Origin of the sequence: Spirosoma sp., from assembly GCF_026391055.1 — a bacterium.
Lineage (GTDB): Bacteria > Bacteroidota > Bacteroidia > Cytophagales > Spirosomataceae > Spirosoma.
The window spans coordinates 365,897-381,436 of sequence record NZ_JAPLET010000030.1 but is presented as its reverse complement, the minus strand read 5'-3'; the positions used below and the strand labels follow the sequence as shown (position 1 = coordinate 381,436).

The following is a 15,540-nucleotide window of genomic DNA, read 5'->3' as shown; positions in this document are numbered from 1 at the left end:
TTTCAGATATCATGAAACTTACTCATATCAGCAGCAAGCGGGGTGTACGACTGGTGGCCTGGCTACTGCTCGTTTCGCTGACTAGCTGCGACAAATCCTGGCTGGCACCCAAACCCCTGTCCTTTTTCGCTCCGGAAAACACCTTCAATGACCCCAATGGGTTGCGGGCTACGCTCGTGGCCTGTGAGCGGAATATGCGTTACGAGTGGTACGGCGACGCGCCACCGCTGGTAACGGAAAGCATTTTCTCGGATATAGCGGTGGAGGGAACCACCGACAAATCGGGTCCGGCCCAGAACATGGACCTCCAGATTACGCCCACTGCCCAGCTCAATAGCGGTGATTACAACAAAATTGGCTGGTACTGGAGCGAGGGCTACAAAGGCATCAAGTACGCCAATGCAGCCATTACCCGAATCGACCAGCCCAAATACAGTTCGGAGCAGGAGCGAAACACCATTCTGGGCATGGCCTATTTTCACCGTGCTTACCGGTATTATCGGCTGGTGCATCAGTTCGGCGATGTGCCTCTGATTCTGGATGAGGTTAGCTCGCCCAAGCTGGATTATCAATCCACAAAACGGGAGGTTATCCTGAAAAAGATGAAGGAAGACCTGGAGTTTGCCGAGAAGTGGGTGCCCGCCATTATGGATAAAGGGACGGTCAACAAAGGGTCGATCAGTCATTTGCTCACAAAAGTTAACCTGTCGCTGGGCTTGTTCGACGATGCCATTACCTCTGCCAGCAACGTAATCAATGGCGGAACACACAGCCTGATGAAAACCCGGTTTGGCATCAACCAGTCCGACCCGGCCCGCAATGTAGTCTGGGATTTACACCGACCCGAAAACAAATCCATTCCGGCTAATCGCGAAGCGCTCATGCTCGTGATTGACCGGCTGTTGATTGAAGGTAACTTCGACGGCGGTATCCAGATCATGCGGAATACGTTACCCTTCTGGCACAACAACATCAATACGCCAGCCGGAAACCGGGGGACTATCGACACGTATAACATCGAAATTGATCTGATCAACAAACTCGGTCGTGGGATCGGACGGGTTCGGCCCACCTGGTATTCAACGAACAGTGTCTGGGATGATCCGAACGATTTGCGCCATGCTCCCGGCAACTGGATGCGCATGCAGGATATCGTCTACAACAATCCGGCTATCAAAGGCAAAGACCCGTACTATGGCAAAAACCTGCAACTGCGCACCGATGCCGGTACGCTGCTGACCATCGACACGATCCGGTGCTGGTTCGACTGGCCTGCTTACAAACTGTTTGTTCCAGACCCGGAGCGCGTTCAGCCCATAGGCGGGCATACGGACTGGTACGTGTTCCGTCTGGCCGAAACCTACCTGTTGCGGGCCGAAGCGTATTTTTGGAAAGGTGACCTGGCCAATGCCGCCAAAGACCTGAACGAGATACGGGCGCGGGCCGGAGCTGCCCCGCTGGCCCCATCGGCCATAAATATCGGTACCATTCTGGATGAGCGCGCCCGAGAACTGTACTTCGAGGAACCCCGCAAAACCGAGCTTACCCGAATTGCCTACATCCTGGCGCAGACGGGTAAAGCGGCTTACAACGGAAAAACGTATAGCCTGGCCAATTTTTCGGAAAACAACTTCTTTTACGACCGGGTCATGGAGAAAAATAATTTCTACAACAAAGGCGTAAAGACCCGCCACGGCGATGAATACAAGATGAGCCCCTATCATGTATTGTGGCCCGTTCCGCAAAGTGCTATCGACGGAAATTCGAAGGGGATCATTAACCAGAACAAAGGGTACGACGGCTACCAGCGCAACATTGCCCCGTTGACTGAAATACCGAAGTAAGTGGGGTTGGCTACTGGTGATTAGTTAGTTTACGTATCTACGGGCTTCAGCCCGTAATTCAGCTCGCTTAAAAGTGTAGTCTGAGTTACGGGCTGAAGCCCGTAGATACGTAAACTAACCACTAACCCTGCCTCAGTACAACAATCAACCTTTATCGAAGGACGTAAAAATATTTTTAGAAAAAAAAGGATTAAAATCGATCAGGACAGGCATTAGTAAATAGCGGCCTTTGTTTAAGCCAGCTAAATCCACGGATTGTTTTATTGATACTCAACTTAACCGTTCCTGATCCCTGTGTTATCTGCTCGTCCTCACTCCGCCCTGTGGCACGCCTTTCGACAGGGGGACCGGGCGGCTTTTCAACAGATTTACGGCTTGTACGCCCGCGATTTACTCAATTACGGCTACAAGGTCACCCATGATGTACCCCTCATTGAAGACAGCATTCACGATCTGTTCATCGAACTCTGGCAAAGCCGGGCCAATCTGAGCGATACGGATTCCATTCGATTTTACCTGTTTCGGTCTCTGCGCAACAAAATCACCAAAACGCGCAACCGGGATTTGTTCTTCCAGGCAGCCGATATCAACGACGCACCCTTAGCAGTCGATGACTTCATCATTGAAAATACCCTTATTGAAGGCGAAGAAGTCCAACGCATCAATCAGCAGCTTCTTAAAAGTTTCGCGCTGCTCACACCCCGCCAGCAAGAGGCTCTGAACCTGCGCTTCTATCAACATTTCAGCAACGAGGAAATCGCCCAGATCATGGGCGTCAATTACCAGTCGGCTTGCCGGTTCATTTACGCAGCCCTCAAAACGCTTCGCGAAGTTGTCCGTATCCTGAGTGTCGGTTTGCTGTGGGTGGGATTAGAGGGATTTTAAGGAGACAATAACACCATGAACTACTATCTATTCAACGCGGAAGACCTGGCAGCCGACGACTATTTTAAGGAGTGGGTCTGTTCGCCCACACCCGACACCGATGCGTTCTGGAAGACCTTCCTGCACGAATATCCCGAGCGGTACTATCAGCTCGAAGAAGCCCGGCAACTGGTTACGGGACTTCGGGAAATTCAGTGCCAACCGGGGCAGGACGCCAGCGTCGAGCGTATCTGGCAACGAATTGATCAGACACTGGAGCCTGCGCAACCCATACTCCTGACCCGGCAGATAACCTGGCAGCGGGCCTGGCAGATGGCGGCCCTGCTTCTTCTGATACTGGGCGCCGGTTGGCTGGGAATGAATCAGTTACAAAACGGTAAGACGCCGAAGCCTAAACTGGCTCAGGCGGGTAACGATTGGGTCGAAACGCTCAACGAGGCCAGCCAGAGCATGGAAATCCAACTTGCCGATGGTAGTCTGGTGAAATTACAGCAGGGCGGACGGCTGCGGTATCGGAAGGAACTCGCCGGTCCCCTGCGCGAAGTGTACCTGACCGGAGAAGCCTTCTTTCAGGTTCGGAAGAATCCAACCAAACCCTTCGTTGTGTATGCCAATGGACTGGTGACCAAAGTGCTCGGAACCAGCTTTCGGGTTAATGCGCCCGCCGACGCGTCGATCGTGACGGTTGACGTGAAGACCGGCCGGGTATCGGTCTACGCGAATCAGCCGAGCCGCGTACAAGACCCCGAATCGAAAGGGATGGTGCTGACACCCAATCAAAAAGCGGTCTTTCATCGCGACGCAGTCACGCTCGATAAAATACTGGTCGACAGTCCCAGCCTACTTATCTCCCGCAGGGAACTACAGCAGTTCGTCTTTGAAGACGCGCCCATTGCCCGGATTTTTGGGGCTATTGAGCGGGCGTATGGAGTGGATATCATCTTCGATGAAGAGGTGATGCAGCATTGCACCCTGACCTTGAGCCTGGACGACGAAAATCTTTTTCAGAAACTGGATGTCATCTGCAAAGTACTGGACGCGCAATACAAGCTCATCGACGCTCAAATTGTCATCTACAGTAAAGGGTGCCCGAGAGTCAACTAATTCCATGCTGAGGTCTGGTCAAACCTCTGTTCTCAACGATAAACGAAAACCAGTTAAGCCAATGAAAAAACCAATACCAGTTAAAACTCTGCTTTATTTTATGAAACTCTCGGTGGTACAGGTGTGTCTGGCCATAACGTTCACGGGTGTTTCGCTGGCACTCGATGTTACAGCTCAGGAGATATTGACGAAACGGGTAAGCTTCCGGCTGGAAAACCAGGGCTTACGCAAAGTGTTTAAGGAAATCGAACAGCAAACCAACATTCGATTTGCCTTTCGGTCGCAGGTGATTCCCTTCGATCAGAAAACGACCATCATCGCGTCGAACGAACCGCTGGGCGATGTGTTGAACAAGGTGGTTAAACCGCTCCGGCTCCGGTACGAAGTGGTAGGCCGTCAGATCATCATCAGCCCTGTTCCCCAACCAGCCGAACCAGAAGCTTTGCTGCAACGTATCAACGGTCGTGCAGGGTTGTTGGCTGCGGCTGAGCAGACCGTTACGGGCACCGTATCGGACGAAGCGGGCGTAACGCTGCCAGGGGTAAGTGTGGTCATAAAAGGCACCACCCGAGGCACCTCCACCGACGCTGATGGCGCTTTTCGGCTCGTTGTGCCCGATGCACAGGCGGTGCTGGTGTTTTCCTATGTCGGCTACGAGCCGCAGGAGGTGAGCGTCAGCAACCAGACGGCCTTTAAAATTACCCTGAAGGCCGACAGTAAATCCCTCAACGAGGTGGTGGTCGTCGGCTATGGTACGCAGAAAAAAGCCGATCTCACTGGCGCTATCGCGACCATATCGGCAGAGAAGTTGAAGAGTCGGCCCGCCGTGTCTTATGGCGAAGCGCTGGTGGGGCAAATGGCCGGGGTACAGGTGCAGCAAACCAACGGCGCTCCCGGTGGCGAAGGGCTAACGATCCGGGTGCGGGGTACCGGCTCCATTTCGGCTACCAGTTCGCCCCTCTACGTGATCGATGGTTACCCGATTGACGGCAACGCGTTTTCGCTCGTGAATCCGTCGGATGTTGAAAGTATTCAGGTGCTGAAAGATGCTTCGTCCACGGCCATTTACGGTTCGCGCGGGGCCAATGGCGTCGTGATCGTTACCACCAAGAAAGGGAGCGTTGGCGCACCAACCATTTCCTATAATGCCTTTTACGGCATTCAGCAGGTGGCGAAGAAAATGAACGTCATGAATACCCGAGAATACCTCCAGTTTTTCAAGGATGGGCATAATCAGGCCTGGCTGGACCGGGCACCCATGCCCGGCGACGCGCCCCACACCATCAATGACCCTAACTCGATTCGGGAAAAATATACCAATTCCAGCTTTTACGTCATTCCCGAAAGCTTCAACGATCCCAACAACTTTGCCGACATCAACTGGCAGGACCAGATTTTCCGGACAGCACCTACCCAGCGGCACGAGCTATCCGTAACGGGGGGCGTCGAAAAAACGCGGTATGCCATTTCGGGCGGCTACACCAACCAGCAGGGTATCCAGATCAACAGCGACTACAAACGGTATAATCTACGCACCAACCTCACGTCGAACCTGAGCAAAAAGCTGGAAGTGGGTGTATCCATCAGCGGCTATTATTCGGAGAATAACAATGTCGACAACGGGAAAGACAGCCCCTTGTCCTACTCCGTCTATCTGCCCCCGATCTACCCCCTCCGCAACCCCGACGGCACCTACGGCTCACAGGTACGCAACCCGGAAATCTGGGCGGGCGACGTCGCCAACCCGGTCGGTATTGCCACCGCCATTACGAACTACACCAGCCGCAACGGCTTTATCGCTTCTGCCTATGGCCAGTATGAAATCATTGAGGGCCTGAAGTACCGAATAAGCCTGAACGGTACCATGGAAAACCGGCGGCTGAAATACTACCGCCCATCGTATGTAGATCTTGACGGCTCGCGGGCACCCCGAACGGCCGACGCCCGCAATGAAACCTGGCTCGACCGGAACTGGCTGATCGAACACACGCTGAATTATAACAAAACGCTGTTCACCAAACACAGTATCAATCTGCTGGCGGGCTACACGGCCCAAAAGTCGTATGGTGAGTATGCGCGGGTCAATGCGCAGAACTTCCCCAACGATGTAGTACGCACGCTGAGCGCCGGTCAGATTGTAGGCGGAACTAATACAGAATACCAGAACTCACTGATTTCCTATCTGGGCCGCTTCAACTACGCCTACGACGATAAGTACCTGCTGACGGCCAGCATCCGGACCGATGGCTCGTCTCGCTTCGGGTCCAATAACAAATGGGGTACGTTCCCGTCGGTTTCGGCAGGGTGGCGGGTGAGCGGGGAGTCGTTCATGCGCGACGTTCGCCCCATCAGCGATCTGAAAATCCGGGCTAGCTGGGGCTTGGTAGGCAACAACCGCATCGGCGATTACGACGCTATTGCCCGCACCGGCAACAGTTATAATGTTCTGAACAATGCACTGGTCAATTCGGTCGACCCGATCAATTATCCTAACCCCGACCTCGGCTGGGAGAAAACCCGGCAGTGGAACATCGGTTTCGACCTGGGGCTGCTCAACGAACGCATCCGGCTCGAAGCCGACTTCTACAACAGCCGATCCGTCGATCTGCTGCTCAGTGTTCCGGTGCCCACGCTGACCGGCTACGCCACCCAATTGCAGAACATCGGCCAGCTGGAGAATAAAGGCATGGAGTACATGGTCCGGTCGCGCAACCTGGTTGGCGCGTTCAAATGGTCGACGGATGCTAATATCTCCTTCAACAAGAATAAGGTACTGGCGCTGGGTCCCGACAGACGACCTATTTATGCCGGAGCGGCCAACGCGGGCAATACCTTCATTACGACCATCGGGCAGCCCATTGCCACGTTTTTCGGTTATAAATACGACGGCATTTTCAAAAATCAGGCCGAATTGGATGCGGCTCCGCACCTGGCCAACGACCACCCCGGCGACCCACGGTATGTCGACACGAACAAAGACGGGCTTATCAATGCCGACGACAAAACCTTTCTGGGAAACAACCAGCCCAATTTCATCTTTGGCTTCAGCAATGATTTTTCCTACAAAGGCTTCGATCTCAACCTGCAGCTGACCGGTTCGCAGGGGGCTAAACTGTTCAGCTTTTTCAATCGTATGGTGGGAATTTATCATGGCGACCGCAATGGGCTTGTCAAGTTAAACGACCGCTGGCGTTCGGAAACGGAGCCCGGCTCCGGCGATATTCTGCGGGCCAACCGCGACCCCAAGGGGCTGCAAAAAGAACCGTCGAGCTACTGGGTGGAAGATGGCTCATTTGTCCGCATCCGGAATGTATCCCTCGGCTATAACTTTAACAGCATCCTCCTTAAGCAGCTGCGACTCAAAGGACTGCGGGTTTATGTAACGGGACAGAATCTGTACACCTTCACCAAGTATCCTGGTTTCGACCCGGAAACGAGCAGCGAAGGCGGCAGTCTGTCGCGCGGTGGCGATTACCTGGGGTATCCCTCGGCCCGCACCCTCATCGCTGGTCTTAACGTAACGTTTTAATCACTTTCTGCTCAATCAGTTACTCATGAAGCGATTTATCCTATTGGCCCTTCTTGCCACGGCCTCTTTTTCCTGCCGAAAGGAATTTATTGATCTCCAGCCCATTTCGGAAATGAACGCGGGGACGTTTTACAAGACCGAACAGGACATGAATCAGGCGGTAATGTCGCCATATGCATCCCTGCGGTCTTTGTATAATCAGCCGTTTATCTACGTGAGCGAAATCCGTTCGGATAATACCACCTTCTCGTGGGTTCCCGGTAATTCCAAAGACATGACCTCCATCGACAATTTCGGGGATGTGCTCCTGTCGGACAACGGGTTTATACTAACCGTCTGGAACAACGCTTACAACACCATCCTGCGCTGTAACCTCGTGCTGGACAAAATAGACGCGGTTTCGTTCAAAGACCCTAAACTGAAAGAACAGTATAAAGCCGAGGCAAAATTCATTCGGGCGTTGACGTATTTCTGGCTGGTACGCGTGTATGGCGATGTGCCGAAAGTCGAGAAGCAGTTGTCAGTAAACGAGGCTTATACGCTGGGACGGGCACCAGCGCAGGAGATTTATGACCTGATTGTCGCCGATCTGAAATTTGCCGAAGCCAACCTGCCCGCTTCCTATGCAGCCGTCGATAAAGGGCGCGTGACCCTGGGCGGGGCTAAAGGACTGCTTGCCAAGGTGTACATGACCATGGCCGGGTATCCGCTCAAAAAAGGCGCAGCTTATTATGCCCTGGCCGAAACGAAAGCCCTGGAAGTGATCAATAACCCGCAATATTCGCTCGTCCCGGATTACAAGACGCTGTTCGACGTGACCAAGAAAAACAGCTCCGAGTCGTTGTTTGAAGTGCAGTATAAAAAAGGAGGCACCAGTACGGGCAGCCCCTGGAACAACGATTTCGCCCCCCGGTTCTCTAATAAGGAAGTCGTTCTGGTAGGCGACAAGAGTGGCTTTAACGCCCCAACGCCCAGCATATCCAACGCTTACGAAGCCGGCGACCCGCGAAAATCTATTTCGATGAGTGACGGCTATGTGTCTACCGCAACGGGTAAGCCCGTCAACGAAAAATACGTAAAGAAGTATTACGATGTGTCGTTCAGCGCTTCGGACAATGACAACAACTGGATTGAATTGCGGCTGGCCGATGTCTATTTACTGTATGCCGAAGCCTTGGTTCGGCAGGGTAAACAACAGGATGTAGCGCTGACATATCTCAACAAAATCCGTCAGCGCGCCAGAAACAGCAGTGGTGGAGGACCGGGTATATTGCCCGATTACAAACCTTTTACGACTGATGCTGACTTGTTGCTGGCTATCGAGAAAGAACGGCGCGTTGAACTGGCCTTCGAAAACCATCGGTGGTTCGATCTGGTCAGAACCGAACGGGCGAAAGAGGTGATGACGCAGGAACAAAAAGAGCAAACGGGATTTAACCCGACTGCCTGGAGTGACAACATGTTACTGTTCCCGATTCCGCTTCAGGCCATTCAGGCCAACCCCGAAAAAATTAAACAGAACCCTGGCTACTAAGGTGAATGGATTTATTGAACAAAGACCGCGGACGGTCGGCAACCCGGCTGACCACACGAAATCCAACTAATTCGCCTTCGGTTAATAACCAAAATTTTTGATCAAGTAGTTAAATCGAATGAAACGAAAAAGTAAACACATACGGCTCGGTAGTCTGGTCATCTGGCTGATGGTTTCAGCCCCGGTATTCGCCCAGCAAGCCAATACGTTGACGCGCCAGGAGAAGAAAGAGGGCTGGGCGCTGTTGTTCGACGGCGTCAGCACTGCGGGCTGGACTACCCCCGCCGGCAAGTCGGTTCCGGCGGGCTGGGTAGCCGAAAGCGGGACGCTCACGGCTAAAAAAGGTGCTAAAGGGGGTGATATTATTACTGCCCGTGAATACGCCGACTTCGACCTGAAGTTCGACTACAACATCGAAGCGGCAGGTAATAGCGGAGTCAAGTACTTCTATACGAACTACGAAACGGGTGGTAAACTGGGCATGGAATACCAGCTACTGGACGACAAACTGGCGGAAGATAACAAGAAGGAGAATCACCTTACGGGTTCCTTTTATGATGCGATACCGCCCGATGCGTCGCGCAAAAAGGTAAATGAGCCTGGTCAATGGAATACTGTACGTATAGTAGCCAAAGGCCGACAGGTCGAGCATTGGCTCAATGGGGTCAAGATTCTGGAATTTACGCGGGGGAGTGCGCCTTTTACGGAAGCCATAGCGTTGAGTAAATTTAACAAGACAGTACCTGCCTTCGGGACGGTTGAAAAAGGTCATATTCTCTTGCAGGAGCACGGGAGTGAAGTTTCATTCAGAAATATCAAAATCAAGGCGTTATAAGTCAATTTCATGCAGAACAGACGTGATTTTATCAAGAAAGCAGCTGCCGGTTCGGTAGGTATGGCCGTGGGCGGGACCGCCTTCGGTTTCAGTGCCAAAAGCTACAATCGAATCATTGGGGCCAATGAGCTGGTGCGGGTCGCCACCATTGGCGTCAACAGCCGGGGCAACAGCATGGGCGGCACCATTGCAGGCCAGAAATTCGCCGAGGTGGGCACCGTTTGCGATGTAGACGAACGCGCCATTCCCAAGGCGATTGAAACCATCCTGAAAACTAAACAAACTCTGAAACCCAAGTCCGAAAAAGACTGCCGACGGGTACTGGAGGACAAATCCATCGACGCTATTTACATCGCCACCCCCGACCACTGGCACGCTCCGCTGGCGATTATGGGGTGCCAGGCCGGTAAACACGTGTACGTCGAGAAGCCGTTGAGTCATAATCCACGGGAAGGTGAGATGGCCGTTGCTGCCGCCCGCAAATACAATCGGGTGGTTCAGATGGGCGCCCAACGACGGTCGGCGCCTACCTTGACGAAGGGCATCGAGGAACTGCACAATGGCGTTATTGGCCGGGTCTATCTCGCCAAAACATGGTACACCAATAAACGCAAAGCCACGAATCTGAAACCGGGAACAGTTCCTTCCTGGCTCGACTACGATTTGTGGCAGGGCCCCGCGCCACGGATGCCCTATCAGGAAGGACTTATTCACTATGACTGGCACTGGTTCTGGCACTGGGGCACCGGCGAAGCCCTCAACAACGGTACCCACGAGGTCGATGTGGCCCGTTGGGGCCTTGGCGTCGATTTCCCGACGCGGGTTAGCTCCGTTGGTGGCCGGTACGAGTTTAAAGACGACTGGCAAACCCCCGATACACAGATCGTTATTATGGATTATCCAAATCGGGTGTCCCTGATGTGGGAGTCAAGAAGTTCCAACGGTCGGAAGATCGAAGGACTGGATCGCGGTATTATTTTTTACGGCGAAAACGGAAGTCTGGACACCGGCGGGGACAGCTACAAAGTCTATGACCTCGACGGTAAACTGGTGAAAGACGTAAAACCGTCCGTAGCCGAAAGTGATGTACAGGGTCGCAACACGGCTAGTCCCAGTTTAGGGATGGATAGTTTGCACGTAGCTGATTTCCTTGACGCGATCAAGAACAACCGTCGCCCCAACTGCGATGTTGAACTGGGTTATAAGAGCGTGGTGGCTATGCAGTTGGGCAATATTGCCTGGCGGGTTGGCCGGGATTTGAAAATTGACCCGAAAAACGGCCATATTCTGGATGATAAAGAGGCTCAGAAACTTTGGGGCCGTGATTACGAAAAAGGCTGGGAACCTAAAGTTTAAACGTATACGGTACGCTACGCCAGTTGTGTGCTGGTAGTAAGCGTTAATTTCTTGGTCGTCATTTGGTTAGAGGGTGCCAGGGGCGGGTGGAATAACGCCATATCTTAAAGATATGGCGTTATTCCACCCGCCCCTGGCACCCTCTAACGTTATCGAACGATCGGTTATTGGCAAATACCCAATGACTTATTACTCATTAACCAATCACTTCACAACTAATTGCCGATTACTAGAAATTTTAAACAATTTCAAATTGTACTTATCTCCTGATTGTTAGGAACTTATCAACAAATAGGATAAATATACATAATCTATAATGTTCATCTATTAAAAAATATTTATTTTTCGGTCAATGTTCCGTAACTGTATACCAATCTTTATTTTAAGCAACTAATGATTTGCCGAATTTTTCTCCTCTTTTTTACGCTTTCGGTCGCCATTTGCTCGCTCAGACCCGCTCTGGCTCAATCTAAACGTCTTGTTCCTTTTACGTTCACGCTCGCTGGTGACAAGCGCACCAGTGCAGGTGTGTTTACCAAAGATGGTGTTCTAATCCGCACACTCTGGAGCGGTGTCGATTTGAAATCCGGTTCCTATACGAAATATTGGGATGGTCTCGATGACGAAGGTCAGCCAGCTCCGTTAGCTTCGTATGACATCAAGCTGATGTCGAACACTGTGAGCTATATCTGGGAGGGTGTAATTGGCAATTCGTCCTTTGGCAAAAGCCAGGGTAATGCCCTTCAGCGTGGTTTTCTGCGGATTCAGTCTATGGCCGTTACGGGCAATACCGTCTACTACGGTGTAGGGTATGCCGAAGGTAATCCCTCGCAGGCTAAATTCAACGTCAGTACCCCTCAGCAACGAATTGAATTTTCACCCAAAGGCAGTACAGATCAGGCTACTCTGTTTGTGGCTACGGATGGCACTACAGTGTACTGGGCAGGTTACGATGGCTATAACAACGGCAACAACTGGTTCATCTATGGCACCAACACCAGCGATAACGCTCAGCGGCAGTTTCCTTACGGGCAGTCGCAGAAGATGGTCATGGGTGGTACATACAGTTCATGTATCGATGTTATAAGCGACTCGAAGGGCACCATAACGGGGCTGGCCGTGCAGAAGAAGGGACGATTTCTGTTCGTATCGCATAAGGCCCGCCATCAGGTACGGGTAATCGACAAAGTTAGCGGAGCACAGGTACAAAGCCTTTTTTTCAACGATGCCGCCGGTTTAGCAGTAGACCGGGATGATAACTTATGGGTTATCAACGGAACAACAGTGGGCAAGTTCAGCGTCCGGTCCGACGGTACGCTGTCTGACCCGCAACTGATGCTGTCGGGTATAGAAGCTCCGATGGCACTGGCGGTATCACCCGATAATAGTACAGTCCTAGTGGCCGATGGTGGGTCCAGCCAGCAGGTAAAGGCTTTCAATAATCAGACGGGTGAAGCTGTCTGGCAGTTGGGTCAGCCAGGGGGGTACAGTTCAGATCCCAACGTGAGCAATGATAAATTCTATTTCTCGGACGTGAGTGGCGGTATTAACAGTACGTTTCTTGCGTATAACGAGGATGGTTCATTCTGGGTGGGTGACTCGGGCAATTACCGGGCCCAGCACTACTCCGGCAGCCGTACGTTTATTGATCGAATCCAGTACATGCAGAACAACTACAGCTGTTATGTAGACCAGAACAATCCACGTCGTGTGTTTGGTCAGTACCTGGAGTTTGCCATCGACTATAATCAGCCCGTAGGTTCGGGCTGGACGCTGGCCAAGAACTGGCGGGCCACAATTCCGGCCAGCTACTTCGAAAATCTGACCATCAACCACATCTACATCACCCATATTTTTCGCGATGTAGTAACACTTTCAAACGGGCGTACATACGGGTTTTTGCGTCGTTTTACTGACAACAAGTGGGTATTGGTGGAGTTGCCCGCAACGGGTCCCGTTCGTATGACCGGTATCGCCTTCGATACCGACAACCGGTACACTTATCACCTCTGCGCCGATGGCTCCCTCAAGCAGTCGATCGGTAACCTCAGCGGTACGACAGGAGCCGTTAGCTGGCAAAATCGGCCATTGGCGGGCTTCGACGGCAACAATGATCCCATTTGGGGACCGGCCGTGCCTTATGCTGTAGCGCCCATTGCCAGCGGGGGCGAACCGATTACCTGGCAGGGGGGACAGTCACGAACGGGCGAAACCACTACGTCGAATGTTATGGTTACGTTCGATGCCGGTAAGGTCGACGGCGATAAAGGGGGTGGGTACCATTTGGGGGGTATTCGGGTTAACGACAACAAGTGGCTATGGAAAACCGCCCGCGCCACGTCGGTCGATTATCAGGGCCCCTATCCCATCGACGGGGCCTACGATGTAGGTAACGACGTCGAGTACGGCGGGGGGGGCGTGAGTGTTTTCGAGCGAAATATTTTCTGGAATTACCACGGTGAGTTCTGGAAAGATACCCAGGTCAACAAATGGCAGCACGTGTATGACAACGGCCTGTTGCTGGGGATATTCGGAAAAACGGGTCTGGAGGCCCGGGCTGAAGCACCCGACGGCGGTCCCGTGCCGGGTATGGCCGGCAACGTTTACTATGGTACGGTGATCAAGGCACCGAACGGCAACGTGTACCTCTACCACGGTGAAGAAGCAGGCTGGTCGGGTATACATCGCTGGCGGATAGACGGACTCAATACCATTCAGGAGCAAATCGTTTACCTGCAACAACTGGGTAACTACGGATTTGGAGAAGAGCCGTCGGGAGTGGGGGGCGTCGATCTGCTGAGCGGGCTGCCCCAGCGCGGAGTGGTTGCCGATAATACTGCCGGATGGAAACGAAATCCGGCGGGTGAATCCAATACCGCGTACAACGACAAATGGACGGTGAAAACGGGCATCATGAGCTACGATCGCTTCAGCAGCCCCGATCTATACACGAACTTTTCCAAATCGGGCGGCATCTACACTGTAACCCGCGACCTGGGCACCACGGGCAGTTTATCGAGCTGGAGTTTGAAGGGCGTGCTTACGTTCAATGGCACCAACCCCAACAACGGTACACCGGAGCAGTCCGATTCGGGGGGTAGTTATTTTGAGGTGCTGGACAACAACGGGAAAGTGCTGGCCCGAATTTTTAACCAGGTATTTTTTGGTGAAACCAATACGCCGGTGCGCTTGATGGCAAACCGTCAGGTTATGGCACAGGGTGAGTTCTTCAACCCGGCCACTGCCACTGGAACAACCTCTGATGCCATCGACATAAGCATGTCTGGTGGAGCGCTGACGGTGAAATACGGTAATTTTTCGCCCGTTACGGTACCCGCTTTCGATAACAGTGGTAATCTGCAAAGCCCCAAAACTGTTCGGCTGTTTTTCTGGAGCAATGGCCGGAACTACGAACGAACCATCGACATCCAGCGATTGCGTTTTTCGTCCGGTTCGACAACCAGTTCTACGTCTTCGGCTCCCACTGTGGCGATCCCGTTGGCCGATCAGGTCGCTACTGTCGGGCAAAATCTGTCTTATACCTTCCCGGCTGGCAGCTTTGCTGATGCTGATGGCGACAATCTGACCTATTCCGCCAGTTTATCGAGCGGGGCGGCCCTTCCCGGCTGGCTAACTTTTAACGGATCGGGCCGCGCTTTTAGCGGGGTAGCCACAACCAGCGGTTCGTTAACCATTCGGGTAACGGCCAGCGACGGCCGGGGCGGACTGGCTACTGATGACTTCAGCCTGACGGTAAATCCGGCCCCCGTTTCTCAACAGGCGGTGGTAAGCCTGAGTTTGATGAATGTCGATAATCAACAGGAAATTAAAGTGCTTGCCGCCGGTGATCAGCTTAACCTGGCTACGCTGCCTACGCGTAACATCAGCATCAGAGCCAACACTAATCCTGGCACAGTCGGCAGTGTGAAATTTTCTCTCAGTGGTGGCCGGATTCATAGCATTGTCGAGTCGATATTGCCTTATGCCCTGTTTGGTGATAACAGCGGAAAATACAACGGCTGGACACCCGCCGTAGGACAGTATAGTCTGACGGCTACACCCTATACGAGCAGCGGGGCGGGCGGTACAACTGGTACGGCGCTGACTATCAACTTCTCGGTCATCAATCAGGCCCCCGGCGGACGTTTGGGCGCAACCGAGCCGCAGGAGTTGAACGGCCTACAGATCAAGTACTACCCAAATCCCTTTACCGAGTCGTTTACGGTGCAGGTGCAGGGCCAAACATCGGCCAAGCTGCCTTTGCTGATGTACGACAGCTACGGTCGGGTGGTGTTACAACGCGACGATCTATCCCCTGAAGAGGTCATTAATGTAAGCAGCGGGTTTATGCCGGGCGTGTACCTGCTTCAGGTAGGAACAGGCGCCGAGACCAAACGATACAAAATCATAAAAGCGCAGTAGAGCATACGACCTTCCGGTCGATTAATCTTAA

At 52.7% G+C, this 15,540-nt stretch carries 8 protein-coding genes; all 8 read left to right on the top strand.

Translation table 11 applies throughout. The features are described 5' to 3' along the window. Nucleotides 1-11: 11 nt before the first annotated feature. Nucleotides 12-1,844, top strand: a complete 1,833-nt coding sequence (locus NT073_RS30620; RefSeq protein WP_297381764.1) for a RagB/SusD family nutrient uptake outer membrane protein — start codon at nucleotides 12-14, stop codon at nucleotides 1,842-1,844. 294 nt (nucleotides 1,845-2,138) lie between these two features. Continuing rightward, entirely contained in the window at nucleotides 2,139-2,729 is a 591-nt protein-coding gene (locus NT073_RS30615) for a sigma-70 family RNA polymerase sigma factor (RefSeq protein WP_297381762.1), read from the top strand. Nucleotides 2,730-2,744: 15 nt separating this feature from the next. Beyond that, a complete protein-coding gene (locus tag NT073_RS30610; RefSeq protein ID WP_297381760.1) occupies nucleotides 2,745-3,833 on the top strand; it encodes a FecR family protein in 1,089 nt (362 codons plus the stop codon). Between the two features lie 61 nt (nucleotides 3,834-3,894). Continuing rightward, nucleotides 3,895-7,362 (top strand): TonB-dependent receptor, encoded by a 3,468-nt coding sequence (locus tag NT073_RS30605; protein WP_297381758.1) that lies wholly within the window; start codon nucleotides 3,895-3,897, stop codon nucleotides 7,360-7,362. Between the two features lie 25 nt (nucleotides 7,363-7,387). After that, nucleotides 7,388-8,896: a RagB/SusD family nutrient uptake outer membrane protein gene (locus NT073_RS30600; RefSeq protein WP_297381756.1), complete on the top strand. Its 1,509-nt coding sequence runs from the start codon at nucleotides 7,388-7,390 to the stop codon at nucleotides 8,894-8,896. A gap of 118 nt (nucleotides 8,897-9,014) precedes the next feature. Beyond that, nucleotides 9,015-9,731, top strand: coding sequence for a DUF1080 domain-containing protein (locus NT073_RS30595; protein ID WP_297381754.1), 717 nt, complete (start codon nucleotides 9,015-9,017; stop codon nucleotides 9,729-9,731). 9 nt (nucleotides 9,732-9,740) lie between these two features. After that, nucleotides 9,741-11,087 carry a Gfo/Idh/MocA family oxidoreductase gene (locus tag NT073_RS30590; protein ID WP_297381752.1) on the top strand — a complete coding sequence of 449 codons (1,347 nt, stop codon included), beginning with the start codon at nucleotides 9,741-9,743 and terminating at the stop codon, nucleotides 11,085-11,087. Nucleotides 11,088-11,480: 393 nt separating this feature from the next. Continuing rightward, nucleotides 11,481-15,509 (top strand): putative Ig domain-containing protein, encoded by a 4,029-nt coding sequence (locus tag NT073_RS30585; RefSeq protein WP_297381750.1) that lies wholly within the window; start codon nucleotides 11,481-11,483, stop codon nucleotides 15,507-15,509. Nucleotides 15,510-15,540: the final 31 nt, after the last annotated feature.

What these genes read in the sequence shown, in the direction of transcription:
- NT073_RS30620 (WP_297381764.1), top strand. Translation starts at nt 12, where the DNA reads ATGAAACTTACTCATATCAGCAGCAAGCGGGGTGTACGACTGGTGGCC.
- NT073_RS30610 (WP_297381760.1), top strand. Translation starts at nt 2,745, where the DNA reads ATGAACTACTATCTATTCAACGCGGAAGACCTGGCAGCCGACGACTAT.
- NT073_RS30605 (WP_297381758.1), top strand. Translation starts at nt 3,895, where the DNA reads ATGAAAAAACCAATACCAGTTAAAACTCTGCTTTATTTTATGAAACTC.
- NT073_RS30600 (WP_297381756.1), top strand. Translation starts at nt 7,388, where the DNA reads ATGAAGCGATTTATCCTATTGGCCCTTCTTGCCACGGCCTCTTTTTCC.
- NT073_RS30595 (WP_297381754.1), top strand. Translation starts at nt 9,015, where the DNA reads ATGAAACGAAAAAGTAAACACATACGGCTCGGTAGTCTGGTCATCTGG.
- NT073_RS30590 (WP_297381752.1), top strand. Translation starts at nt 9,741, where the DNA reads ATGCAGAACAGACGTGATTTTATCAAGAAAGCAGCTGCCGGTTCGGTA.
- NT073_RS30585 (WP_297381750.1), top strand. Translation starts at nt 11,481, where the DNA reads ATGATTTGCCGAATTTTTCTCCTCTTTTTTACGCTTTCGGTCGCCATT.